18 protein-coding genes and 1 riboswitch are annotated in these 21,971 nt (G+C 68.7%); of the genes, 14 read left to right on the top strand and 4 right to left on the bottom strand.

Annotation, left to right across the window (positions count from 1 at the left end):
- Positions 1-28 precede the first annotated feature (28 nt).
- Positions 29-1,636, top strand: a complete 1,608-nt coding sequence (locus ACFPOE_RS03135; protein WP_376848533.1) for a S41 family peptidase — start codon at positions 29-31, stop codon at positions 1,634-1,636.
- On the opposite strand, the gene ACFPOE_RS03130 is transcribed toward ACFPOE_RS03135, so the two are convergent.
- The gene (locus ACFPOE_RS03130) at positions 1,623-3,572 is read right to left on the bottom strand and encodes a RecQ family ATP-dependent DNA helicase (RefSeq protein ID WP_376848532.1); all 1,950 of its coding nucleotides are present in this window, start codon (positions 3,570-3,572) and stop codon (positions 1,623-1,625) included. The two genes, ACFPOE_RS03135 and ACFPOE_RS03130, sit on opposite strands and share 14 nt — an antisense overlap.
- A gap of 60 nt (positions 3,573-3,632) precedes the next feature.
- Between ACFPOE_RS03130 and ACFPOE_RS03125 the strand changes: the two genes are divergently transcribed.
- The 3 genes from ACFPOE_RS03125 (at position 3,633) to ACFPOE_RS03115 (ending at position 6,246) form a co-directional block, all read left to right on the top strand.
- Positions 3,633-4,679, top strand: a complete 1,047-nt coding sequence (locus tag ACFPOE_RS03125) for a homocysteine S-methyltransferase family protein (RefSeq protein WP_376848531.1) — start codon at positions 3,633-3,635, stop codon at positions 4,677-4,679.
- A gap of 242 nt (positions 4,680-4,921) precedes the next feature.
- Positions 4,922-5,371, top strand: a complete 450-nt coding sequence (locus ACFPOE_RS03120; protein WP_376848530.1) for an Lrp/AsnC family transcriptional regulator — start codon at positions 4,922-4,924, stop codon at positions 5,369-5,371.
- A gap of 32 nt (positions 5,372-5,403) precedes the next feature.
- The gene (locus tag ACFPOE_RS03115; RefSeq protein ID WP_376848529.1) at positions 5,404-6,246 is read left to right on the top strand and encodes a PA4780 family RIO1-like protein kinase; all 843 of its coding nucleotides are present in this window, start codon (positions 5,404-5,406) and stop codon (positions 6,244-6,246) included.
- Between the two features lie 122 nt (positions 6,247-6,368).
- Here the strand turns inward: ACFPOE_RS03115 and ACFPOE_RS03110 are convergent, their stop codons facing one another.
- Positions 6,369-6,653: a hypothetical protein gene (locus ACFPOE_RS03110; protein ID WP_376848528.1), complete on the bottom strand. Its 285-nt coding sequence runs from the start codon at positions 6,651-6,653 to the stop codon at positions 6,369-6,371.
- Positions 6,654-6,687: 34 nt separating this feature from the next.
- Positions 6,688-6,765, top strand: a riboswitch (S-adenosyl-L-homocysteine riboswitch).
- A gap of 40 nt (positions 6,766-6,805) precedes the next feature.
- On the opposite strand from ACFPOE_RS03110, the gene metH reads away from it, so the two are divergent.
- Entirely contained in the window at positions 6,806-9,526 is a 2,721-nt protein-coding gene (metH, locus tag ACFPOE_RS03105; protein WP_376848527.1) for a methionine synthase, read from the top strand.
- On the opposite strand, the gene ACFPOE_RS03100 is transcribed toward metH, so the two are convergent.
- On the bottom strand, positions 9,523-10,725 hold the full coding sequence (locus ACFPOE_RS03100) for an MFS transporter (protein ID WP_376848526.1): 1,203 nt from the start codon (positions 10,723-10,725) through the stop codon (positions 9,523-9,525). The two genes, metH and ACFPOE_RS03100, sit on opposite strands and share 4 nt — an antisense overlap.
- Before the next feature lie 246 nt (positions 10,726-10,971).
- Positions 10,972-12,489 carry a YifB family Mg chelatase-like AAA ATPase gene (locus ACFPOE_RS03095; RefSeq protein ID WP_376848525.1) on the bottom strand — a complete coding sequence of 506 codons (1,518 nt, stop codon included), beginning with the start codon at positions 12,487-12,489 and terminating at the stop codon, positions 10,972-10,974.
- Between the two features lie 213 nt (positions 12,490-12,702).
- On the opposite strand from ACFPOE_RS03095, the gene ACFPOE_RS03090 reads away from it, so the two are divergent.
- The 9 genes from ACFPOE_RS03090 (at position 12,703) to ACFPOE_RS03050 (ending at position 21,951) form a co-directional block, all read left to right on the top strand.
- Complete coding sequence (locus ACFPOE_RS03090; protein ID WP_376848524.1) at positions 12,703-13,446, top strand: TorF family putative porin; 744 nt, start codon at positions 12,703-12,705, stop codon at positions 13,444-13,446.
- A gap of 25 nt (positions 13,447-13,471) precedes the next feature.
- Positions 13,472-13,810 (top strand): P-II family nitrogen regulator, encoded by a 339-nt coding sequence (gene glnK / locus ACFPOE_RS03085; RefSeq protein ID WP_376848523.1) that lies wholly within the window; start codon positions 13,472-13,474, stop codon positions 13,808-13,810.
- A gap of 28 nt (positions 13,811-13,838) precedes the next feature.
- On the top strand, positions 13,839-15,392 hold the full coding sequence (locus ACFPOE_RS03080; protein WP_376848522.1) for an ammonium transporter: 1,554 nt from the start codon (positions 13,839-13,841) through the stop codon (positions 15,390-15,392).
- Positions 15,393-15,670: 278 nt separating this feature from the next.
- Positions 15,671-16,519 (top strand): aldose 1-epimerase, encoded by an 849-nt coding sequence (locus ACFPOE_RS03075; protein ID WP_376848521.1) that lies wholly within the window; start codon positions 15,671-15,673, stop codon positions 16,517-16,519.
- Positions 16,516-17,469, top strand: a complete 954-nt coding sequence (locus ACFPOE_RS03070; RefSeq protein WP_376848520.1) for an SMP-30/gluconolactonase/LRE family protein — start codon at positions 16,516-16,518, stop codon at positions 17,467-17,469. The genes ACFPOE_RS03075 and ACFPOE_RS03070 overlap by 4 nt, the downstream gene beginning before the upstream one ends.
- Before the next feature lie 91 nt (positions 17,470-17,560).
- The gene (locus tag ACFPOE_RS03065; protein ID WP_376848519.1) at positions 17,561-18,115 is read left to right on the top strand and encodes a hypothetical protein; all 555 of its coding nucleotides are present in this window, start codon (positions 17,561-17,563) and stop codon (positions 18,113-18,115) included.
- A 15-nt stretch (positions 18,116-18,130) separates the two neighbouring features.
- Positions 18,131-18,685, top strand: a complete 555-nt coding sequence (locus tag ACFPOE_RS03060; protein ID WP_376848518.1) for a hypothetical protein — start codon at positions 18,131-18,133, stop codon at positions 18,683-18,685.
- Between the two features lie 260 nt (positions 18,686-18,945).
- Positions 18,946-19,779, top strand: a complete 834-nt coding sequence (locus tag ACFPOE_RS03055; protein WP_376848517.1) for a phosphate/phosphite/phosphonate ABC transporter substrate-binding protein — start codon at positions 18,946-18,948, stop codon at positions 19,777-19,779.
- A 165-nt stretch (positions 19,780-19,944) separates the two neighbouring features.
- Positions 19,945-21,951 carry an acyltransferase family protein gene (locus tag ACFPOE_RS03050; RefSeq protein WP_376848516.1) on the top strand — a complete coding sequence of 669 codons (2,007 nt, stop codon included), beginning with the start codon at positions 19,945-19,947 and terminating at the stop codon, positions 21,949-21,951.
- Positions 21,952-21,971 lie beyond the last annotated feature (20 nt).

Below are 21,971 nucleotides of genomic sequence, written 5' to 3'. Positions count from 1 at the left end.
CCGTGACCAGTTCATCAGGCGAGGTGCTATGGCGTACGGCGACCGGAACAGAGCAGCGCCATGCGGCGCGCGCGGCGGCTTTCTGCTCAGGGGCGCAGCGATTGGCGCCCTCACGGCCCTGCTGCTGGCCGGTTGCGGCGGAGGCGGCGGATCGAGCGGCCTGAACACGCAACCGTCGGCGTCCGGCCAGGGCAGCACCGGCACGACGGCGGCCCCCGCGGACATCATCCAGGCCTCCCAGCTGTCCGCCAATCTCTGCTCGGCGCCGCGCACCGGCACCGATCCTTCCACCGGCCAGCCTTACCCGGACAGGCAGGGCACCTACACCGACGAGAAGAACTGGGTGCGGGCCTGGATCGACGAAACCTATCTCTGGTACGACGAGATCCCGTCCTCGGTCCGCACCATCAACTACGCGACGCCGCAGGCCCTGTTCAAGGACCTGCGCACCACGGCGCTGACGCCCTCGGGCAAGCCCAAGGACCAGTTCCACTTCATCTACGACACGGCCACCTGGCAGGCGCTCACCAATTCCGGCATCGAGGCCGGATACGGCTTCGAGGTGGCGATCGTCAAGGCCACGCCGCCGCGCGAGGTGCGGGTCGCCTATACCGAACCGAACACGCCGGCGGCAGCCGCAGGGATCGCCCGCGGCGCCCGCATCGTGTTCGTCGACGGCGTCGACGTGGTCACCGGCACCAGCGTCGATGCGCTGAACGCCGCGCTCTTTCCCTCCGCCGCCGGGCAACCCCACTCGTTCCGGGTGCAAGACCTGGACGGCACGCTGCGCACCGTCACGCTCACCTCCGCCCAGATCACCAAGACTCCGGTGCAGGACGTGGAAACGCTGGACACCGCCACCGGCAAGGTCGGCTACCTGCTGTTCAACGACCACGTCGCCACCTCCGAGGCGCTGCTGGTCAGCGCGTTCAACCAGTTCCAGGCCGCGGGCGTGCAGGACCTGGTGCTGGACATGCGCTACAACGGCGGCGGCATCCTGGCCGTCGCCAGCGAGCTGGCCTACATGGTCGCCGGCGGCGCCGCCACCAAGGACAAGGTGTTCGAGCGCCTGCAGTTCAACCGCAAGAACCCGTTCAACCTGTCGGACGCGGACACGGTGACGCCGTTCCTGTCCACCAGCCTGGGGCTGTCGCTGCCGGCCGGCCAGCCCCTGCCGCAGCTGGGACTGTCGCGGGTGACGGTGCTGACCGGCTCGGACACCTGCTCGGCCAGCGAGTCCGTCATCAACGGGCTGCGCGGCGTCGGCGTCCAGGTCAACGTGGTCGGCACCACCACCTGCGGCAAGCCGTATGGCTTCATTCCCCAGGACAACTGCGGCACCACCTACTTCGCGATCCAGTTCAAGGGCGTGAACAACCTGGGCGACGGCGACTACGCCGACGGCATCGCGCCGACCTGCTCCGTGGGCGACGACTTCGGCCACGGGCTGGGCGACCCGGCGGAGGGCCGGCTGGCTGCGGCACTGAGCCTGCGCAGCACGGGCAGTTGCCCGGCCGCGACGATGGCCGGCGTGCTGCAGTCCGAGCCGTTCGGCCGCGGCGAGCCGCTGATGTCGGGCAAGTCGCCGGGACGCACCGGGCGCTTCCTGCGCCCCGGCGCGCTCACTGCACACTGACCACGCGCAGCACGTCTTCGCCGTATTTTTCGAGCTTGCTCGCGCCCAGGCCGCTGACGCCCTGCAACTCGCGCAGGGTGCTGGGCGCCAGCGCCGCGATGGCCGCCAGCGTGGCGTCGTGGAAGATCACGTAGGCCGGCAGGTTGTGGGCCCGCGCCACCTCCGCGCGCCAGGCCTTGAGCGCCGCGAACCGCACCTGCGCATCCGAGGTCAGCGCCGCCGCCGCCGCTGAGGGCGCGCCGCTGCGGCCGCCGCTGCGCGTGCTGCGCCGGCGCTCCGTCGGCATCGACACCGATTCGCGCAGCATCACCTGGGTCTCGCCCTTGAGCACGCCGCGCGACCCCTCGGTCAGCTGCAGCGTGTTGAAGGCCTGCGCATCGACGGCCAGCGCCCCGGTGGCGATCAGCTGGCGCAGCACCCCGCGCAGCTGCGCCTCGCTGAATTCCGCGCCCAGGCCGAAGGTGGTGACCTTCTGGTGGCCGAACTGGGTCACCTTCTCGGTGGCCTTGCCGCGCAGGATGTCCATCATGTGGGCGGCGCCGAAGCTGATGCCGCTCATCTGCTGGACCCGGTAGACGGTGGAGAGCAGCTTGCGCGCGGCGTCGGTGCCGTCCCAGATCTGCGGCGGCGTCAGGCAGTTGTCGCAGTTGCCGCACGAGTATGTGGCCCCCACGCTCGCCACTTCGTGTGCTCGCTGCCCCCCGAGGGGGCCGTGGTCGCCTTGGGGCGGCCCGGCGGCGACCAAGGTCTCGCCGAAGTATTTCAGCAGCCGCACCCGCCGGCAGTCGGTGGCCTCGGCCAGCGCCAGCAACGCATCGAGCTTGCCGCGCATCACCTGCTTGAACTCCTCGCCGGCCGGGCTCTCGTCGATCATGCGGCGCTGGTTCACCACGTCCTGCAGGCCGTAGGCCATCCACGCGGCCGCCGGCAGGCCGTCGCGGCCGGCGCGGCCGGTCTCCTGGTAGTAGCCCTCGATGTTCTTGGGCATGTCCAGGTGGGCGACGAAGCGCACGTCCGGCTTGTCGATGCCCATGCCGAAGGCGATGGTCGCCGCCATCACGATGCCGTCCTCGCGCAGGAAGCGGTCCTGGTTGCGCTGCCGCACCTCCTGGTCCAGCCCCGCGTGGTACGGCAGGGCGGTGATGCCCTGGCCGCTCAGCGTCTGCGCGATCTCCTCCACGCGCTTGCGCGACTGGCAGTAGACGATGCCGGCCTCGCCGGCGTGGTCGCGCTCGATGAAGCGCAGCAGCTGCGCGGTCGCTTCCTTCTTTTCGACGATCGTGTAGCTGATGTTGGGGCGGTCGAAGCTGCTGATGAACTGGCGCGCCTGCTGCAGCTGCAGCCGCTCGACGATGTCGGCACGCGTGATGTCGTCGGCGGTGGCGGTCAGCGCCACCCGCGGCACGGTGCCATAGCGCTCGTGCAGCACGGTGAGCGCGCGGTACTCCGGCCGGAAGTCGTGGCCCCACTGGCTGACGCAGTGCGCCTCGTCGATCGCGAACAGGCTGACCTGGCCGCGCTCGTACATCTGGTCCAGCAGCGCGAGGAAGCGCGGCGTGGTGACGCGCTCGGGCGCCGCGTACAGCAGCGTGATCTCGCCGCGCAGCATGCGCTTTTCCACGGCGTTGGCCTGCTCCCCGGTCAGTGTGGAATTGAGGAAGTCGGCTTCCACGCCGGCCTCGTGCAGCGCGCCGACCTGGTCGTGCATCAGCGCGATCAGCGGCGACACCACGATGGCCACGCCGTGGCCGGCCCGCTGGCGGGCGATGGCGGGAATCTGGTAGCACAGCGACTTGCCGCCGCCGGTGGGCATCAGCACCAGGGCGTCGCCGCCCGCCACCACGTGATCGACGATGGCTGCCTGCGGGCCGCGGAACTGCTCGTAGCCGAAGATCTCGTGCAGGATGGTCTGGGGGGCGGGGGAGGAGGTCAGCAAGATGGGCCTATTGTCCCGGAACGGCGCGGCGCGGGCCCGCGTCACTAAAATGGCCTCACCATGAAACCCATCACATACACCCGCGGAAAAGCCCTGCCCGAGCTGCTGGCCAAGCGCATCCTGGTCCTGGACGGGGCGATGGGAACCATGATCCAGCGCTTCAAGCTGACCGAGGCGGATTTCCGCGGCGAACGCTTCAAGGACCATCCCAAGGACCTGAAGAACAACGGCGAGCTGCTCAGCCTGACCCGGCCGGACGTGATCCGCGACATCCACGAGGGCTATCTCGCGGCCGGCGCCGACATCATCGAGACCAACACCTTCGGCGCGACCAGCATCGCGCAGGACGACTACCAGCTCGGTTTCCTGGCCCGGGAGATGAACCTGGAATCGGCCAGGATCGCGCGCGCCGCCGCCGACAAGTTCTCCACGCCGGACAAGCCGCGCTTCGTCGCCGGCGCGCTCGGCCCCACGCCCAAGACCGCCAGCATCAGCCCCGACGTCAACGACCCGGGCGCGCGCAACGTGGACTTCGAGACCCTGCGCGCGTCGTATTACGAGCAGGTGGAAGCGCTGGTGGAAGGCGGCAGCGACCTGCTGCTGGTGGAAACGATCTTCGACACGCTCAACGCCAAGGCGGCGCTGTTCGCGATCGACGAGTATTTCGAGAAGTCCGGCCAGCGCCTGCCGCTGATCATCAGCGGCACCGTCACCGATGCGTCCGGCCGCATCCTCAGCGGCCAGACCGTCACCGCCTTCTGGTACAGCGTGCGCCACGCGCAGCCGCTGGCCGTCGGCCTGAACTGCGCGCTGGGCGCTGCGCTGATGCGCCCCTATATCCAGGAGCTGCACCGGGTTGCCGGCGACACCTTCATCAGCTGCTACCCGAACGCCGGCCTGCCCAATCCGATGAGCGAGACCGGCTTCGACGAAACGCCCGAGGTCACCTCGCGGCTGCTGCGCGAGTTCGCGGCCGAAGGCCTGGTGAACCTGGTGGGCGGCTGCTGCGGCACCACGCCCGAGCACATCGGGGCGATCCGCGAGGCGGTGCAGCCGCTGGCGGCCAGGTCGCTCAAGCGCGACTTCTTCTACAAGGAAGCGGCTTAGCCTGATCACCGAAGCGGCCTCTGCGGCCGATGGACATTCGGTCAGCCGTGGTTGGCTGGCCAGGCCGGCCAGCGGGCGGGTAGCCCGCTGGCGCCTTGTCATCCGGAGCGCGCCGGTAAGCGCCTCCCTCATGTCCAAAGTATCGGCCGCGAGGCACGGAAAGTCTTGCCGGATTTTCCTTGCCGACGGTCTTTGACAGAATTTCGTTCTGCCAGGGTCTGGCCGGCAGATAATCCGCCTGCATGGATGCATTTGACCGAAAAATCCTCAAGGTGCTGCAGGCCGACGCCCGGGCCAGCCTGCAGCAGATCGGCCAGGCCGTGGGCCTGAGCGCCTCGCCGTGCTGGGAGCGGATCAGGAAGATGGAACTGGCCGGCGTGATCGAGGGCTACACCGTACGGCTCAACGCCCAGGCGCTGGACCTGGGCGACACGGTGCTGGTGCAGGTGACGCTGGACAGCCATTCGGACAACACGCTGGAGAAGTTCGGCGAGACGCTGGCGGCGATCCCGGAAGTGATCGAGGCCTACCTGGTGTCGGGCGAATACGACTACCTGCTGCGGGTGGCGGTGCGGGACACGCGCGACTACGAGCGGCTGCTGCGCGAGCGGCTCTACAAGATCAAGGGCATCCGCCACAGCAAGTCCAGCTTCGTGCTGCGGACGCTGAAAAAGGCCGATCTCCCCTTGTAAGCGCGCCGAGGCCGGGCAGGGGACAATGCGGGATGAAAGCACCCCCGCGCCTGCAGTCCCTGATCGACGAAGGCCTGATCGACACCGTGGTCCGCCAGCTGATGAGCGGCAAGGAGGCGATGGTGTACGTGGTGCGGCGCGGCGAGGAAACGCTGTGCGCCAAGATCTACAAGGAGGCGACGCAGCGCAGCTTCCGCCAGGCCGTGGATTACACCGAGAACCGCAAGGTGAAGAACTCGCGCCAGGCGCGCGCCATGGCCAAGGGCACCAAGTTCGGCCGGCAGGCGGCGGAGGCCGCCTGGCAGAGCGCCGAGGTCGACGCGCTGTACCGGCTGGCCGCGGCCGGGGTGCGGGTGCCCAAGCCGCACAACTTCTGGGACGGCGTGCTGCTGATGGAGCTGGTGACGGATGCCCTGGGCGACGCCGCGCCGCGGCTCAACGACGTGGGCTTCACGCCGGAGGAGGCGCGGGCCCACCACGGGTCGCTGCTCAAGGAAGTGGTGCGCATGCTGTGCGCCGGCGTGGTCCACGGCGACCTGTCGGAGTTCAACATCCTGCTGGCGGCCGACGGCCCGGTGATCATCGACCTGCCGCAGGCGATCGACGCCGCCGGCAACAACCACGCGCCGCGCATGCTGCTGCGCGACGTCGCCAACCTGCGCGATTTCTTCGGCCAGTTCGCGCCCGAGCTGCTCGCCACCCAGTACGGCCCGGAGCTGTGGCAGCTCTACCAGGCCGGCCTGCTCGATACCGACACGGTCCTCACCGGCCGCTTCCAGCGGCAGCAGGGCAGCGTGGACCTCAGCGGCGTGATGCGCGAGATTGACGCCGCCCGCGACGAGGAAGTCGCGCGGCGGGTGCGGATGCAGGCCTGACGCGTCATGCCGGGCATCGACCCGGCATCGGGACCTTTCGCCGCGGCTCAAATACCGTCAACAGGGAAGCAGCATCGAAGCTTCTTCCTGATCGACGGTATTTCCGTGCCAGACGGCGCCGGCTAGGGCGCCGGCACGTTCTCCACACCCTCGCAAACGCCGTCGGTGAACAGCAGCGCGACGTGGAATCCCACCCGCCGCCACTCCAGCACCTCGCGGTGGGTGTCCAGCCGGCCGCGGTGCGACGGCTGGCCGGCGAACTTGACGATCTCGTCGAGGCCGCGGCCGCGCAGCGGGCCGAGCCGCTTGAACCGGTTCTGCAGCCGCAGCGACTTCAGGGTGTAGATGAAGGCCAGCAGGATGGTGGCGGCCAGGACATACAGCAGGATGGTCAGGAAAGTGCTCACGCCGCCATTGTCCCCCGCTGCATTAAAATCGGGGCAACCCAAGGAGCGCTGCAGCGACCGGCCGCCAGGCCCGGCCCGTCAGGCTTGGGGGATGCAACCGCGCTCACCTCGTCGTCAACCCGGCCACGGCCGGACGAAACCCAGGTGAGCCCATGCCGGATGTACCAGTTCCCTCCATGAAACTCTCGGGCCTCGAGCCTGTCAACATCGCCGCGGGCAGCCTGTTCGTGAACATCGGCGAGCGCACCAATGTGACGGGCTCCAAGGCCTTCGCCCGCATGATCCTCAACGGCCAGTTCGAGGAAGCGCTGGCCGTCGCCCGGCAGCAGGTGGAAAACGGCGCCCAGGTGATCGACATCAACATGGACGAAGCCATGCTGGACAGCAAGGCGGCCATGGTGCGCTTCCTCAACCTGATCGCCAGCGAGCCCGACATCGCGCGGGTGCCGATCATGGTGGACTCCTCCAAGTGGGAAGTGATCGAGGCCGGCCTGCGCTGCATCCAGGGCAAGGGCATCGTCAACTCGATCTCGATGAAGGAGGGGGTGGCGGAGTTCAAGCGCCAGGCCGGCCTGGTCAAGCGCTATGGCGCGGCCGCCGTGGTGATGGCCTTCGACGAGAAGGGCCAGGCCGACACCTACCAGCGCAAGGTCGAGATCTGCGAACGGGCCTACCGCATCCTGGTGGACGAGGTGGACTTCCCGCCCGAGGACATCATCTTCGACCCCAACATCTTCGCCATCGCCACCGGCATCGAGGAGCACAACAACTACGCGGTGGACTTCATCAACGCCACCCGCTGGATCAAGGCCAACCTGCCCGGCGCCAAGGTCTCGGGCGGCGTGTCCAACGTGAGCTTCTCGTTCCGCGGCAACGACCCGGTGCGCGAAGCGATCCACACCGTGTTCCTGTATCACGCAATCCAGGCTGGCATGGACATGGGCATCGTCAACGCCGGCATGGTCGGCGTCTACGACGAACTGGAGCCGGAGCTGCGCGAGCGGGTCGAGGACGTGGTGCTGAACCGCCGCCCCGACGCCGGCGAGCGGCTGGTGGAGATTGCCGAGACCGCCAAGAGCGGCGCCAAGGACGAATCGAAGAAGAACGAATGGCGCGCCGGCACGGTGGAACAGCGCCTGTCGCACGCGCTCGTCTCCGGCATCACCGACTTCATCGTCGAGGACACCGAGGAGGCCTACCAGGCCGTCCTGGCCAGGGGCGGGCGGCCGCTGCACGTGATCGAAGGCCCGCTGATGGCAGGCATGAACATCGTCGGCGACCTGTTCGGCCAGGGCAAGATGTTCCTGCCGCAGGTGGTCAAGTCGGCGCGCGTGATGAAGCAGGCCGTGGCCCACCTGATTCCCTACATCGAGGAAGAAAAGAAGCTGCAGGCCGCCGCCGGCGAGGACGTGAAGGCCAAGGGCAAGATCGTCATCGCCACCGTCAAGGGCGACGTCCACGACATCGGCAAGAACATCGTCACCGTCGTGCTCCAGTGCAACAACTTCGAAGTGGTCAACATGGGCGTGATGGTGCCCTGCCACGAGATCCTGGCCCGCGCGAAGGTGGAGGGTGCGGACATCGTCGGCCTGTCGGGCCTGATCACGCCCTCGCTGGAGGAGATGCAGTACGTCGCTGCCGAGATGCAGAAGGACGACCACTTCCGCATCAGGAAGATCCCGCTGCTGATCGGCGGCGCCACGACCAGCCGGGTCCACACCGCCGTCAAGATCGCGCCGCACTACGAGGGCCCGGTGGTCTACGTGCCGGACGCGTCGCGCAGCGTCGGCGTCGCCCAGGCGCTGCTGTCCGACCAGGCCAGCAAGTACATCGCCGAGATCAATGCGGACTACGACAAGGTGCGCTTCCAGCACGCCAACAAGAAGCAGGTGCCGCTCTGGCCGCTGGAGAAGGCGCGGGCCAACAAGACGCCGATCGACTGGTCCGCCTACACGCCGCCGAAACCCAAGTTCATCGGCCGCCGCCTGTTCAAGAACTTCGACCTCGCCGAACTGGCGAAGTCGATCGACTGGGGCCCGTTCTTCCAGACCTGGGACCTGGCCGGGCCCTTTCCCAAGATCCTGAAGGACGAAGTGGTCGGCACCGAGGCCGTGCGCGTCTACGCCGACGGCCAGCGCATGCTCAAGCGCCTGATCGAGGGCCGCTGGCTCACCGCCAACGCGGTGCTGGGCTTCTGGCCGGCCAACAGCGTCAACGACGACGACATCGCGCTCTACACCGACGAGACGCGCAGCGACCTCGCGATGACCTGGTACGGACTGCGCCAGCAGACGGTCAAGGACGCGGTCGACGGCAAGATGCGCCCCAGCCGCGCGCTGGCCGACTTCATCGCCCCGCGCGGCGTGCGGGACGACTACATCGGTGTGTTCGCCGTCACGGCCGGCCTGGGCGTGGACAAGAAGGAGAAGTACTTCCTGGACGACCACGACGACTATTCCGCCATCATGCTCAAGGCGCTGGCCGACCGGCTGGCCGAAGCCTTCGCCGAAGCGCTGCACGAGCGCGTGCGCAGGGACCTGTGGGGCTACGCGCCGCGGGAGGAGCTGTCGATCGAGGACGAGATCGCCGAGAAGTACCAGGGCATCCGGCCCGCCCCCGGCTATCCGGCCTGCCCCGACCACAGCGTCAAGGCCGACATGTTCCGCCTGCTGCAGGCGCAGGACATCGGGATGGAGCTGACCGAGAGCATGGCGATGCTGCCGGCCGCCAGCGTCAGCGGCTTCTACTTCAGCCATCCCGAGAGCACCTACTTCAGCGTCGGCAAGATCGGCGAGGACCAGGTGCAGGACCAGGCGCGCCGCCGCGGCGCCGACGTCGCGCTGCTGCAGCGGCTGCTGGCGCCGAACCTCTAGGCCGGCGCCGGCGCCAGCGCCCGCCGCTGCGCCAGCAGCAATGCGACGACCGCCAGCACGCTCGCGGCCAGCAGCACGGCCAGGCCGTTGCGATAGCCCGCTTCGCGCGTCCACAACACGCCCAGCAGCCAGGGCGCCACAGCGCGCGCCAGCGCCGTGGGCAGGCCGAGCGCGCCATTGAGCGCGGCCACGTGGTCGCGGCTGACGTATTGCGCGATGGCCGTTCCCTTGACGATGGTCAGCATGCCGTTGCCCAGGCCGTACAGCAGCACGAACAGCAGCGCCGCCTGCGAATGGCCGGCGCCAGCCAGCAGCGCCGCCAGGCCCAGCGGGATCAGGCAGGGGATCAGCCGGTTCGCCAGGTGCAGGTTGAAGTGGTGCTCGAAGAAGAACAGCAGCAGCCGGCCCAGCACCTGCACCACGCCGATGCTGGCGGGAATGGCGATCACCCAGGCCTCGGCCAGGCCGTTCTCGCGCAGCAGGCTCACCATGTGGGCCGGCAGCGCCGCCGTCACCGCCATCATCAGCACGACGAACACGCCGATCAGCAGGAAGGGCGCGCTCGCCAGGTGCATGGCCGGCGAGCTGGCGGCGCCGGCGGCCGGCTGCGGGGCGGGCGCATTGCGCAAGGCCAGCGCGTGGATCGGCGCGCACACCAGCAGGTGCAGCGCGGCCAGCACCCACAGCGCGTGCCGCCAGCCAAGCGAGGCGATCAGCCACGCCGACAGCGGAATGAAGACCGTGCTGGCCAGCCCGCCCAGGAAAGTGAGCGTGATGATCGCGCGGCGGAAATCGCGCGGATAGCGGCGCGTCACCACCGCGAACACCGGCGTGTAGAGCGTGGCTGCCAGCGCCGAACCGAGCAGCGCCCAGGCCGCGTAGAACCCGGCGATGCTGTGGACCGCGCTATGCAGCAGCAGGCCTGCCGCCACCGCCAGCGAGCCGGCCGTCATCACGGCGCGCTCGTGGCCGCGGTCGATCCAGCGGCCGATCGGGTAGGCCAGCAAGCCTTCCGCCAGCAGCGCCAGGCTGAAGCCCAGCGAGGATTGCGCGCGCGTCATCCCCAGTTCGCGCTCCAGCGGCTCCATCAGCAGCGCGAACGTGTAGAAGACGCTGCCCCAGGTGACCAGCTGCGCCAGCGACAGCCAGCCCACCTGCCGCCGGTCGTAGCTGGCGGGGGCGGGCAGGACGGCGCTCATGCCGCGATTGTGCCTACGACAACGGGAGGGCGCGCACCAGCAGCGCGATGCTTGTTTCCGAGCCCAGCACGCCCTCCGGCACGGCGGCCAGCATGCGCCGGCCTTGTCCGGCGCCTGTGCATCCGGTGGTGTGGCGCCGTGGCCGGCCAGGGAGAGCGACAGCAGCATGAGCGACACACGGGCGCGCCAGGATGGAAGACTTCATGCGTGAATTACCGACCAGCCGGGTCGGACGCTGGTGTGTCTTCACACCGCGAGGCGCCGATATTGGATGGCCTCGGCGACATGCGCGACACCGGTTGCATCGCAGCCTGCGAGGTCCGCGATGGTGCGTGCCACCTTCATCGCGCGGTGCGCCGAGCGTGCGCTCCACCCCAGGCGCGCCGACGCCGCCTGCAGGAAAGCGGCTGCAGCCCGGTCGAGCCTCACCTGCTGGTCGATCTCGCGTCCCTGCAGCGCGTGGTTGGCCTTGCCCTGGCGCCGCAGCGCCCGTTCGCGCGCACGCACGCTGCGCTCGCGCACATCGGAAGTGCGTTCGCCTGGCGCCGTGCGCATCAGCTCGTCGGCCGGCAGCGGCGGTACGTCCACGTGCAGGTCGATCCGGTCCAGCAGCGGGCCACTGAGCTTGCCCTGGTAGCGCGCCACCTGGTCGGGCGTGCAGCGGCAGGCCCTGGCCTGCGAGCCGCGCCATCCGCAGGGACAGGGATTCATCGCGGCAACCAGCTGGAAGCGCGCCGGAAATTCCTCCCGCCGCGCCGCCCGTGCGATCGTGATCTGGCCGGTCTCCAGCGGCTCGCGCAGGGCCTCCAGCGCGGCGCGCGGAAATTCCGGCAGCTCGTCGAGGAACAGCACGCCGTGGTGGGCCAGCGAGATCTCGCCCGGCCGCGGCGGCGAGCCGCCGCCCACCAGCGCCACCGCGCTGGCCGAGTGGTGCGGCGCGCAGGTGGGCCGCTGCGACCAGCGCTCCATCGCGAAGCGCCCGCACAGGCTGGCGATGGCCGCGCTCTCCAGCGCCTCCTGCACCGTCATCGGCGGCAGCAGTCCGGCGAAGCGGTGCGCCAGCATCGACTTGCCGGCGCCCGGCGGTCCGGACAGCAGCACGCTGTGGCCTCCGGCTGCGGCGATCTCCAGCGCCCGCCTGGCGCCGGCCTGGCCCTTCACATCCGCCAGGTCCAGGTGCTCCGCCAGCGGCGCCACCGCTTCGGGCACCACGCAGCTCCAGCCCGGCGCCGGCTCGGCGCCGCCCGCCGGCAGGAACTGCTGCACCACGTCCAGCAGGTGCGCCGCGCAATGGACGCGCGCGCCCGGCACCAGTGCCGCCTCCTGCGCGCTGCGCGGCGGCAGCACCAGCCGGGTGGAGATGCCGCGCGCCTGCAGCGCCAGGCTGGTGGCGAGCGCGCCGCGCACCGGCCGCAGTTCGCCCGACAGCGAGAGCTCGCCGGCGAATTCATGGCCGGCCAGCCGCGCGCCGTCGACCTGGCCGCTGGCCGCCAGCAGGCCCAGCGCGATCGGCAGGTCGAAGCGGCCCGAATCCTTCGGCAGGTCGGCCGGCGCCAGGTTGACGGTGATGCGCTTGTTGGCCGGGAACTCCAGCCCGCTGTTCTGGATGGCCGAGCGCACCCGTTCCCTTGCTTCCTTCACCTCGACGTCCGCCAAACCGACCAGCGTGAACGACGGCAAGCCATTGGCCAGGTGAACTTCCACCGTCACGGCCGGCGCATCCAGTCCCAGCAGGGCGCGGCTTTGCACCAAAGACAGGCTCACAGGATCCTCCCTCACCAGACAGGTGCATGTTGACCGGCGGCGCATGCGATCACCGACCGCCGGCACCGCGCTGGTGCGCGCTGCCGGCGGCTTGCCGGCCTCTTCAACGCGGCGCCGCTTCGGACCGTGGACGGCCGCGGCGTCCTTGTAACTTTTGGCACGCTCCCTGCTTTAGCTCGGCCAGTCCCCTCATTTCAACCCTCAGGAGAAACCGTGCAAAGCAAGAACACCCAGATCATCGTTTTGGCCATGCTCGCCATGACCGGCGCCGCCGCCTTCGCCCAGCCCAAGGCGCCGGAGCCCGACTACACCTTCTCGTACAACGTCGGCGCCGTCACCGACTACCGCTACCGCGGCATCTCGCAGTCGCGGCTGGATCCGGCCATCCAGGGCGGCATCGACTTTGCCCACAAGAGCGGCTTCTACCTGGGCACCTGGGCCTCCTCCATCCAGTGGATCAAGGATGCGGGCGGCGGCTCCGACGCCGAGGTGGACTTCTACGGCGGCTACAAGACCAGCTACAAGGACATCGGCTACGACTTCGGCGTGCTGCGCTACCAGTATTTCAGCAACCACCTGCCGGTCAGCGCCAACACCACCGAGCTGTACGCCGCCGGCACCTACGGCCCGGCCACGCTGAAGTACTCGCACGCCGTGTCCAACCTGTTCGGCTTCGCCGACAGCAAGAACAGCTATTACCTGGAGCTGAGCGCCAACTTCGACACCGGCTACTGGGGCCTGTCGCTGACGCCGCACATCGGCTACCAGAAGGTCAAGAACAACAGCAATTTCTCGTACACGGATTACTCGCTGACGCTGGGCAAGGACTTCGGCAACGGCGTGTCGGCCAGCCTCGCCCTGGTCGGCACCAACGCGGATTCCGGCCTGTACGTCTCGCCGTCCGGCAAGAACCTGGGCAAGAGCTCCCTGGTCGCCGGCGTGAAGTACAGCTTCTAGTTCCACCGCTCCCAGGAGAAACACGATGAAACTCGTAACGGCCATCATCAAACCGTTCAAGCTGGACGAAGTGCGCGAGGCGCTGTCCGGCATCGGCGTGCAGGGCATCACCGTGACCGAGGTCAAGGGCTTCGGCCGGCAGAAGGGCCACACCGAGCTGTACCGCGGCGCGGAATACGTGGTGGACTTCCTGCCCAAGGTGAAGATCGAGGCGGCGGTGTCCGACGACCTGGTCGAGCGCGTGATCGAGGCGGTCGAGGCGGCCGCGCGCACCGGCAAGATCGGCGACGGCAAGGTCTTCGTCTACGACCTCGAGCAGGTCGTGCGCATCCGCACCGGCGAAACCGGCAAGGAAGCCCTTTAACCAACCCATCGCAGAAAGAAACGAGACCATGAGAAAGCTACTTGCCAGCCTGGGCCTCGGCCTGGGCTTGTTGATCGCCGGCGCGGCGGTGCAGGCGCAGGCGCCTGCCGCGGCTGCCGATGCCTCCGCGCCCGCCGCTGCCGCGACGGCGGCCGCACCCGCTGCCGCCACACCGGCTTCCGCTCCGGCGGCGGCTCCGGCCGCTGCCCCCGCAACTGCGGTGGCGGCGCCCGCCGCCGTGGCGTCGGCACCCGCAGCCGCGCCCGCGCCCGTTCCCAACAAGGGCGACACCGCGTGGATGACGGTCGCCACCGTGCTGGTGGTGCTGATGACCATCCCCGGCCTGGCGCTGTTCTACGGCGGGCTGGTGCGCAGCAAGAACATGCTGTCGGTGCTGATGCAGGTGTTCGTCGTCACGTCGATGATCTATGTGCTGTGGGTCCTGTACGGGTACAGCGTGGCGTTCACCGCCGGCAATCCGTTCATGGGAAGCCTGGACAAGATCTTCCTGAAGGGCGTCACGCCGGACTCGGTGGCGGCCACCTTCAGCAAGGGCGTGGTGATCCCGGAGCTGACCTACGTCGGATTCCAGGCCACCTTCGCCGCCATCACCTGCGCGCTGATCGTCGGCTCCTTCGCCGAGCGGATCAAGTTCTCCGCGGTGCTGCTGTTCTGCGCGATCTGGTTCACGTTCAGCTACCTGCCGATCGCCCACATGGTCTGGTACTGGGACGGCCCGGACGGCATCACCGATGCGGCGTCGCTGGAGAAGGTCACCGCCGCCGGCGGCTGGCTCTGGGCCAAGGGCGCGCTGGACTTCGCCGGCGGCACCGTGGTGCACATCAATGCCGGTATCGCCGGCCTGGTGGGCGCCTTCGTGCTGGGCAAGCGGGTCGGCTACGGCAAGGAATCGCTGGCGCCGCACAGCCTGACGCTGACCATGGTCGGTGCCGCGCTGCTGTGGGTGGGCTGGTTCGGTTTCAACGCCGGCTCCAACCTGGAGGCCAACGGCAGCGCCGCGCTGGCCTTCATGAACACGCTGGTGGCCACGGCCGCTGCCACGCTGGCCTGGATCGGCGGCGAGGCGCTGTCCAAGGGCAAGGCCTCGATGCTGGGCGCCGCCTCCGGCGCCGTCGCCGGCCTGGTGGCGATCACCCCGGCCTGCGGCTTCGTCGGCCCGATGGGCGCCATCGTGATGGGGTTGCTGGCCGGCCTGGTCTGCCTGTGGGGCGTCAACGGGCTCAAGCGCCTGCTGGGCGCCGACGACTCGCTGGACGTGTTCGGCGTGCACGGTGTCGGCGGGATCCTGGGCGCGCTGCTGACCGGCGTGTTCGCGTCGCCTTCCTTGGGCGGCGTCGGCATCTACGATTACGTGGCCAACAAGGCGTCGCCCGACTACTCGATCGGCGGCCAGGTCTGGATCCAGCTCCAGGCCGTGCTGACCACGGTGGTGTGGTCCGGCGTCGTCGCCTTCATCGCCTACAAGATCGTCGACCTGGTGATCGGCCTGCGCGTCTCCGAAGAGGAAGAGCGGGAAGGCCTGGACATCAGCTCGCACGGCGAAACGGCGTACAACCGCTGATCCGGGCACCTGGGCGGCGCCGCCAGGGCGCCGCTTCAGTGGGCAATTGCAAGTCTCCTTTGGATGTTGAGCCCGCAGCGCGCAAGCCCTGCGGGCTTTTTTTGCGGGCCGCCGTCCCGGCCTCCGCGCCGGGACCCGGACGCAACGGCCCAAATACCGCCGCTCAAATGAGGGAAGCGACCCGCTTTCTTGACCGACGGTATTGGCTTTCAACGCCTGGATGCCGGGTCAAGCCCGGCATGACCGCGGGCGGGCACAATGCCGCCAGGAGACATCACATGATCCGTCTGGAATCCGAGGGGCTGGTGTGCGCGATCGCGCAGCAGCTGGGCGGCTGCATCGCCGGCCTGTGGCTGGACGGCGTTCCGGTGCTGCGCTCGAGCGAGCAGCCGCCGGCGTCGGCCCGGCAATCCGGCAGCTATCCGCTGGTGCCTTTTTCCAACCGCGTCGAACGCGCCACCCTGCTGTGGCAGGGCACCAGCCATCCGCTGGTGAACAACAACGCGCCCGAGCCGCATGCCATCCACGGTGTCGGCTGGCAGCGGCCCTGGACCGTGCTGGACAGCGACGACAGCTTTGCGATGCTGGCCTATGAACACCGCGCCGACGCCGCCTGGCCGTTCGCCTTCGACAGCTCGCAGGTGCTGCGGCTGCGCGGCAAGGCGCTGGAGATGACGCTGTCGCTGACCAACCAGTCGCACGAGGCGGCGCCCGCCGGCCTGGGCTGGCACCCGTATTTCGTCAAGCGGCCCGGCAGCCGCATCGCCTTCGCTGCCGGCGGACGCTGGGAGATGGGCCCCGACAAGCTGCCGACCACCCGCAGCCCGTCGCCCGGCCTGGACGCCGAGTGCGCGGCGCTCGACGTGGACCATTGCTTCGACGGCTGGGGCGGCGTCGCCAGCCTGCGCGACGCCGTGCTGCACACCACCATCCGCTCCAACCTGCAGCGGCTGGTGGTCTTCACCAACGGCAGCCGCGACACCATCGCCATCGAGCCGGTGAGCCACGTCAACAACGCGATCAACCTGGTCGCGGCCGGCGCCGACGGGATCGCGCTCGGCCTGCATGTCCTGCAGCCCGGCGAAACCCTCACGGCGCAAATGAGCATCGAGGTGAAGCGCGCGTGACGACTGCTTCGACAGGCTCAGGACAGGCCTGGCAGCTCGCGGTGGCGCAGCCGGACCGGCTGGGCGAGTCGCCGTTCTGGCATCCCCGGGAGCGCCTGCTTTACTGGGTCGACATTCCGGCGCAGCAGGTCCGGCGCTGCGACACCCGCGGCGGCGCGGTGGAAAGCTGGCCCATGCCCAGCGAGCCGGGCTGCATCGCGCCGGCGCACTCCGGCGGGCTGGTGATCGCGCTGCGCGACGGCATCTACCGGGCCCGCACCTGGGGCGGGGAGCTGGCGCTGATCGCCCGCTGCGACCACGATCCGCGCACCACGCGCTTCAACGACGGCAAGGCCGACCCGCTGGGCCGGTTCTGGGCCGGCACGCTCTACGAGCCCCGCGACGCACCCATGGCGCGGCTTTACAGCGTCGATTGCCGGCCCGGCAACGGCCAGGGCGGCCGGCCGCTGGTCCAGACCAAGGCGCAGGACGCGACCACCGCCAATGGCCTTGCATGGTCGCCGGACCGCAAGACCATGTACTGGACCGACACCCCCAGCCATGCCATCCAGGCGTGGGATTGGGACGCGGACAGCAACGCGATGACGCGGCACCGCATCTTCAAGCAATTCCCCGGCAAGCCCGCCGGCTGGCAGCCCGGCGACGGCGGCTACGGCGGCCGGCCCGACGGCGCCGCGGTCGATTCGCAAGGCAACTACTGGTGCGCGATGTACGAAGGCGGCCGGCTGCTGCAGCTGTCGCCGGCCGGCGAGCTGCTGCAGGACATCGCCGTGCCGGCGACGTGTCCGACCATGCCCTGCTTCGGCGGGCCGGACCTCAGGACGCTGTTCGTGACGACGGCCAGGGACAAGCGGCCCGCCAATGAGCTGGAGCGCTTTCCTGGTTCGGGCTGTGTGTTCTCGATGCGGGTCGAGGTCGCGGGCCTGCCGGCCAATCTGTTTGCCGACTAGGGTAGAAGCCGGTTCCCAAGGTCCGGCGGTCCGCGCCTAATCGACTGCCCCTGCATCCCCTTCGGGCGCGAAGTTCAGAAAGATGGCCAACATGAAGAAGATCCCGCTGCTGTTATGCCTGCTTGCCGGCCAGTTCATTCCGGCCTTTGCGTGGGCCCAAATGGCAAATGACACGCCGATGGCCGTTCCGGAAGGAGTCAAGACCATCGCGTCGATCGTTGCGGGAGACAAGGTGCTGGCGCGAGGATGGGGAAGTTCGGCGTCGCTCGAACCGGTTCCGGTGAAATTCAGCTACGGCATCCTCCCGGATAGAAGAGGTTCGACCCAAGAGATGGTCTTCGTCAGGTACGGCGAGCAGCGACTACTCATCGCCACTCGGAACCAGGCGTTTCTGCTGGCGACCGGCAAACTCATCCTCGCACGCCAGCTGGTGGCCGGCCAGGCCCTGATGACGGGCGATGGAGGCCCGGCGACGGTCAGCGCCGTCAGAATGGGCTATTACAGCGGTGGCATGCATCACATTTCCACCAACGCTGCATGGAACGGCAACCCGGCGCGGCACCTGGTCGTCGCCGGTGGACTGATCGTCGCTGATTACGCGCTCCAGATGCACTACCCTCAGCTGCCAGCGCAGTTCAAGCACTGAGAAGCCGGTCCAACCATGAAATCCACTTTTCTTCCAGCCGCCGCCGTGATCGCGTTCGCCCTTGGCGGCTGCGCTCAAGTCCCGCGACTCTCGGGTCATTCCGAGACCGTGATCGACCGCGCCGGCATCGACGTCATCGCGTCGGACGCGAGCCGGCAACTGACTTACCTGAAAGATCGCGGAACCACGGAGCGCTTCTGCCGCGGGCCCGGGTCCGACTCGGTCACGACCAGTGGCGAGGGCTTCAATGTCGGGGCCCCCCTGCGTGGCGTCGGTGCCGGCATCGGCGAGGGCAAGACCGCCGGAGCCGTGGACCTTGGCGGCAGGAATCCGGCCGTGCTGGTCGCCCGCGAGCTCATGTACCGTGCTTGCGAGCTGGCCAGCAACACCAACGCGGATCCTGCAACGGAACGGCAGATCTACCTGCAGTTCCTGCAGGCCGTGGTCTCCATCTCCAAGGCCCAGACCGGCGCCGGGGTGGCGGCAATTGCGTCCGAACCGGACGCTCCGGCCGCCATCCCGGGGGCGCTGGTCCCGGCCCCGGCCCCGGCCCCGGCTTCGACCGACTGACCCGATCGCCGGTTCGAAGCGAGTCGACTGGCCCCGAGAGCGTCGCGACGCCTGCGTCCGACGTCCGATCTCGCGCGGGGGGTCGCCCGCGACAAACGGCCGGCCAGCAGTTCGAACGGATCCTGCGCGTTTTCCATGTTGGTCGGCGTGCCCGTCCCACCAGCCAATTTCTTAATCGGCCAATCCCGGTTCCATGCATCATCTGCCACAGGCAGCCTGTGGCTGCGATCGGGTTGTTTGCGATCCACAAGGGAGACGGGGTGAGGAAGACATTGAATTTGCGCGGGCCGCTGCTGCTCGCGCTGGCGCTGACCGCCGCCGTCGTCGGCGCCCGGGCCGAAGATGCGCTGACCCTGGGCATCAGCGAGGGCACCTCCGGCGGCCTTGACCACGCGCAGGCGATCGCCAAGTACCAGGGCCTGGCCGACACCATCGGCAAGTCGATCAAGCGCAAGGTGCAGGTGGTGTTCGTGCGCGAGTTCGACCAGCTCGAGGAGGGCATGGCCACCGGCCGGCTCGACCTGGTGATGGCGCGGCCCAGCGACTACCCGGCCCGCGGCGTCGCCAAGCACGGCTACAAGTTCGTGGTGTCGGCCCGGCCGGACGGCAACTGCCTGATCGTCGTGCGCAAGGACTCGCCGTACAAGACGCTCGATGACGCCAAGGGCAAGCGCTGGGTGTTCCCGGAGACGGCCTCCTACATGACCAAGTTCTGCACCGCCGAACTGCGCGACCGCGGCATCGTGCTGGCCAAGGAGAACGTGAAGTACGTGCGCGAGCAGGCGGCCATCACCTTTTTCCTGGACAACAAGTTCGCCGACGTCGGCGGCATCGCGTCCTATTCCGGGCCGGCCAAGAGCCTGGACAAGAGCGGCTTCCGCGTGCTGCACAAGAGCATTCCCCAGCCCTACTTCCCGCTGGTGGCCGGCAAGCGCGTGTCCGAGCCGGAAGTGGCGAAGATCCAGGTCGCGCTGACTGCCATGGGCACGGCGCCCGAGGACGTCGCAGTGCTCAAGTCGGTGGGCGTGCAGGGCTTCGATGCGGGCCGGCAGGAGCGGCTGGAGCAGCTGCTGACCTGGCTGGGCGCGAAGTAACCGGGTCGACGGACCTGAGCTGGCGCGAATTCACAACAGTCGGGCGGCCCCAAGCGCACCGGGAAGGTGACACCGGGCAGGGTCGCCCGTAGGATGGGCCGCACCCCCGTATTCCGATCAGCGGGGGACCGGGCAGTTGCACCAACAAGGCGACTGATCGCCTATTTGCTGCAACCACCCTCTCTGACACTGTCGGCGCCAGTTGCTCCCCCTTGTGCCGGCGTGCCGGCGCATGCGGCAGGCGGATACCGCACGGACATCGAAGGGCTGCGGGCGCTGGCCGTGCTAGCCGTGGTGGTCTTTCACGCCTTCCCCGTATTGCTGCCTGCCGGTTTCTTTGGCGTGGACATCTTCTTCGTGATCAGCGGCTTCGTGATCACGCGGACGATTGCGCGCGAGCTCGCGCTGGGCTCATTCTCGATCGCCCGCTTCTATGGGCGGCGGGTCCGGCGCCTGTTCCCCGCGCTGGCACTCTCACTGGCGGCGACGCTCGGCCTGGCCTGGTTCGTCCTGCTGCCCGACGAACTCGCGGCGGCCGGCCGGCTGGCGGTGGCCGGCGGCCTGTCGGTGGCCAACCTGCAGCTGATGAACCAGTCGGGCTACTTCGACGCGGCAACCTCGCGCAATCCGCTGATGCACTTGTGGTCGCTCGGGGTGGAGGAGCAGTTCTACCTCTGCTGGCCGTTGCTGTTCATGTTGCTGGGAGGGTGGCAGTACCGGCGCGCGGTGGTGTTGGTGATCGCGGTGGTGTCGTTCGCACTGGCCGGCTGGTGGGCTGTCCACGACCCGGTGCTTGCCTTCTACAGTCCCCTGAGCAGGGGCTGGGAATTGCTCGTCGGCGCCTACCTGGCGATGCCGCGCAGCAGCGGTCCTTCCCGTCCGGTGCTGATGTCGGCGAGCCTGCGCTCCACCGTCGGCCTGGCGTTGATGCTGGTTGGCCTGTGCATCGGAACCGGGACAAGTTCTGCGGTCAGGCTCGACATGGTGCTGCCGGTGGTGGGCGCCGCGCTTGCGGTGTCGGGCGGCGAAGGACCTGCCGCCGCCCTGCTGTCGGCCGCGCCGATGCGGTGGCTGGGCAGCATCAGTTATCCCCTCTACCTGTGGCACTGGCCGCTGTTGGCGTTCCGCAACCTGGTGGGCGACCCGGCCGATCCTGCCATCGCTTACACACTGGTATCGATCGTCGTCGCCGTGGGCCTGGCCGATCTCACCTACCGGTTTGTCGAGCGTCCGGTACGCCGCGCATTCCCTGCGCGGAAGGCCACCATGCTGTGCGTGGCGGCGCTTGCGCTCTCCGTCGCTTTGGGCGCGTTGCTGCAAGTGGACGAAGGCGTTCCCGGACGCCAGGTGGTGGTGGCGAACGGCAAGGCGGCCACTGCCAAGCTCGGGCGCGGCAAGGAATTGGCGGTCGACGGTTGCCTGGTCAACGGCGGCACCGGGGCGTTCCAGTTCTGCTCGCAGGACGCGGACGGGCCGTCGGACGCGGCAGTGTGGGGCGACAGCAAGGCCCATGCGCTTTACTGGGGGCTGCTGCGCGAGAGTCACTGGACCTGGCGCTCGCGCTGGCTGCTGCTCGCCAACCCGGGTTGCGTGCCTTCGGACCTGCCGTCCGGCATCGGCGCTTGCGACCATGGCAACCAGCTTGCACTGAAGGCGTTGCTGGGCGACCAGGTCCGCACCGTCGTGCTGGTGTTTGCCGCCCGATCGATGGGAGTGCAGATAGAGGGCAGCGAGCGAGGCGTCGAGCATGTGGCCGCTGCACTGCTGAAGGCGGGCAAACGGGTGGTCATCGTGATCGACAACCCGACCGTCACGGAACAGTTCGACCGGCCTTCCACCTGCGCGCGGATGCTCAGCGTGCCGCTGTTGAAGGACGTCGCCGCGGGGAAACGCTGCAACCTGTCCTATGCGAAACACCTGGCGTCGACGCGCGACTACCGCGCGGCTCTCGACAGGATCGCAGCGGCGCATCCGGCCCTGCTGCTGCTGGACATGGCGCCGTTCCTTTGCGACATCCCACATGACATCTGTCCGGTCGCAAGAGACGGCAAGTACCTCTACAGCTATGGCGATCACATTTCCGACACCGCCAACGAGATGGCGGCTAGGCTGCTGCTGCCCGCGTTGTACCCGTCCGAAACACCTGCAGGCGCGTCGCCGTCGGTCAAGTGAGGGAATGCGACTTACCATCG

Source organism: Caenimonas terrae, from assembly GCF_042655405.1.
Lineage (GTDB): Bacteria > Pseudomonadota > Gammaproteobacteria > Burkholderiales > Burkholderiaceae_C > Ramlibacter > Ramlibacter terrae_A.
This window is presented reverse-complemented; position numbering and strand designations above follow the sequence as displayed.

What these genes read in the sequence shown, in the direction of transcription:
- ACFPOE_RS03100 (WP_376848526.1), bottom strand. Translation starts at nt 10,725, where the DNA reads ATGAGCGCCGTCCTGCCCGCCCCCGCCAGCTACGACCGGCGGCAGGTG.
- ACFPOE_RS03080 (WP_376848522.1), top strand. Translation starts at nt 13,839, where the DNA reads ATGAGAAAGCTACTTGCCAGCCTGGGCCTCGGCCTGGGCTTGTTGATC.
- ACFPOE_RS03075 (WP_376848521.1), top strand. Translation starts at nt 15,671, where the DNA reads ATGATCCGTCTGGAATCCGAGGGGCTGGTGTGCGCGATCGCGCAGCAG.
- glnK (WP_376848523.1), top strand. Translation starts at nt 13,472, where the DNA reads ATGAAACTCGTAACGGCCATCATCAAACCGTTCAAGCTGGACGAAGTG.
- ACFPOE_RS03065 (WP_376848519.1), top strand. Translation starts at nt 17,561, where the DNA reads ATGAAGAAGATCCCGCTGCTGTTATGCCTGCTTGCCGGCCAGTTCATT.
- ACFPOE_RS03115 (WP_376848529.1), top strand. Translation starts at nt 5,404, where the DNA reads ATGAAAGCACCCCCGCGCCTGCAGTCCCTGATCGACGAAGGCCTGATC.
- ACFPOE_RS03125 (WP_376848531.1), top strand. Translation starts at nt 3,633, where the DNA reads ATGAAACCCATCACATACACCCGCGGAAAAGCCCTGCCCGAGCTGCTG.
- ACFPOE_RS03120 (WP_376848530.1), top strand. Translation starts at nt 4,922, where the DNA reads ATGGATGCATTTGACCGAAAAATCCTCAAGGTGCTGCAGGCCGACGCC.
- ACFPOE_RS03135 (WP_376848533.1), top strand. Translation starts at nt 29, where the DNA reads ATGGCGTACGGCGACCGGAACAGAGCAGCGCCATGCGGCGCGCGCGGC.
- ACFPOE_RS03060 (WP_376848518.1), top strand. Translation starts at nt 18,131, where the DNA reads ATGAAATCCACTTTTCTTCCAGCCGCCGCCGTGATCGCGTTCGCCCTT.
- metH (WP_376848527.1), top strand. Translation starts at nt 6,806, where the DNA reads ATGCCGGATGTACCAGTTCCCTCCATGAAACTCTCGGGCCTCGAGCCT.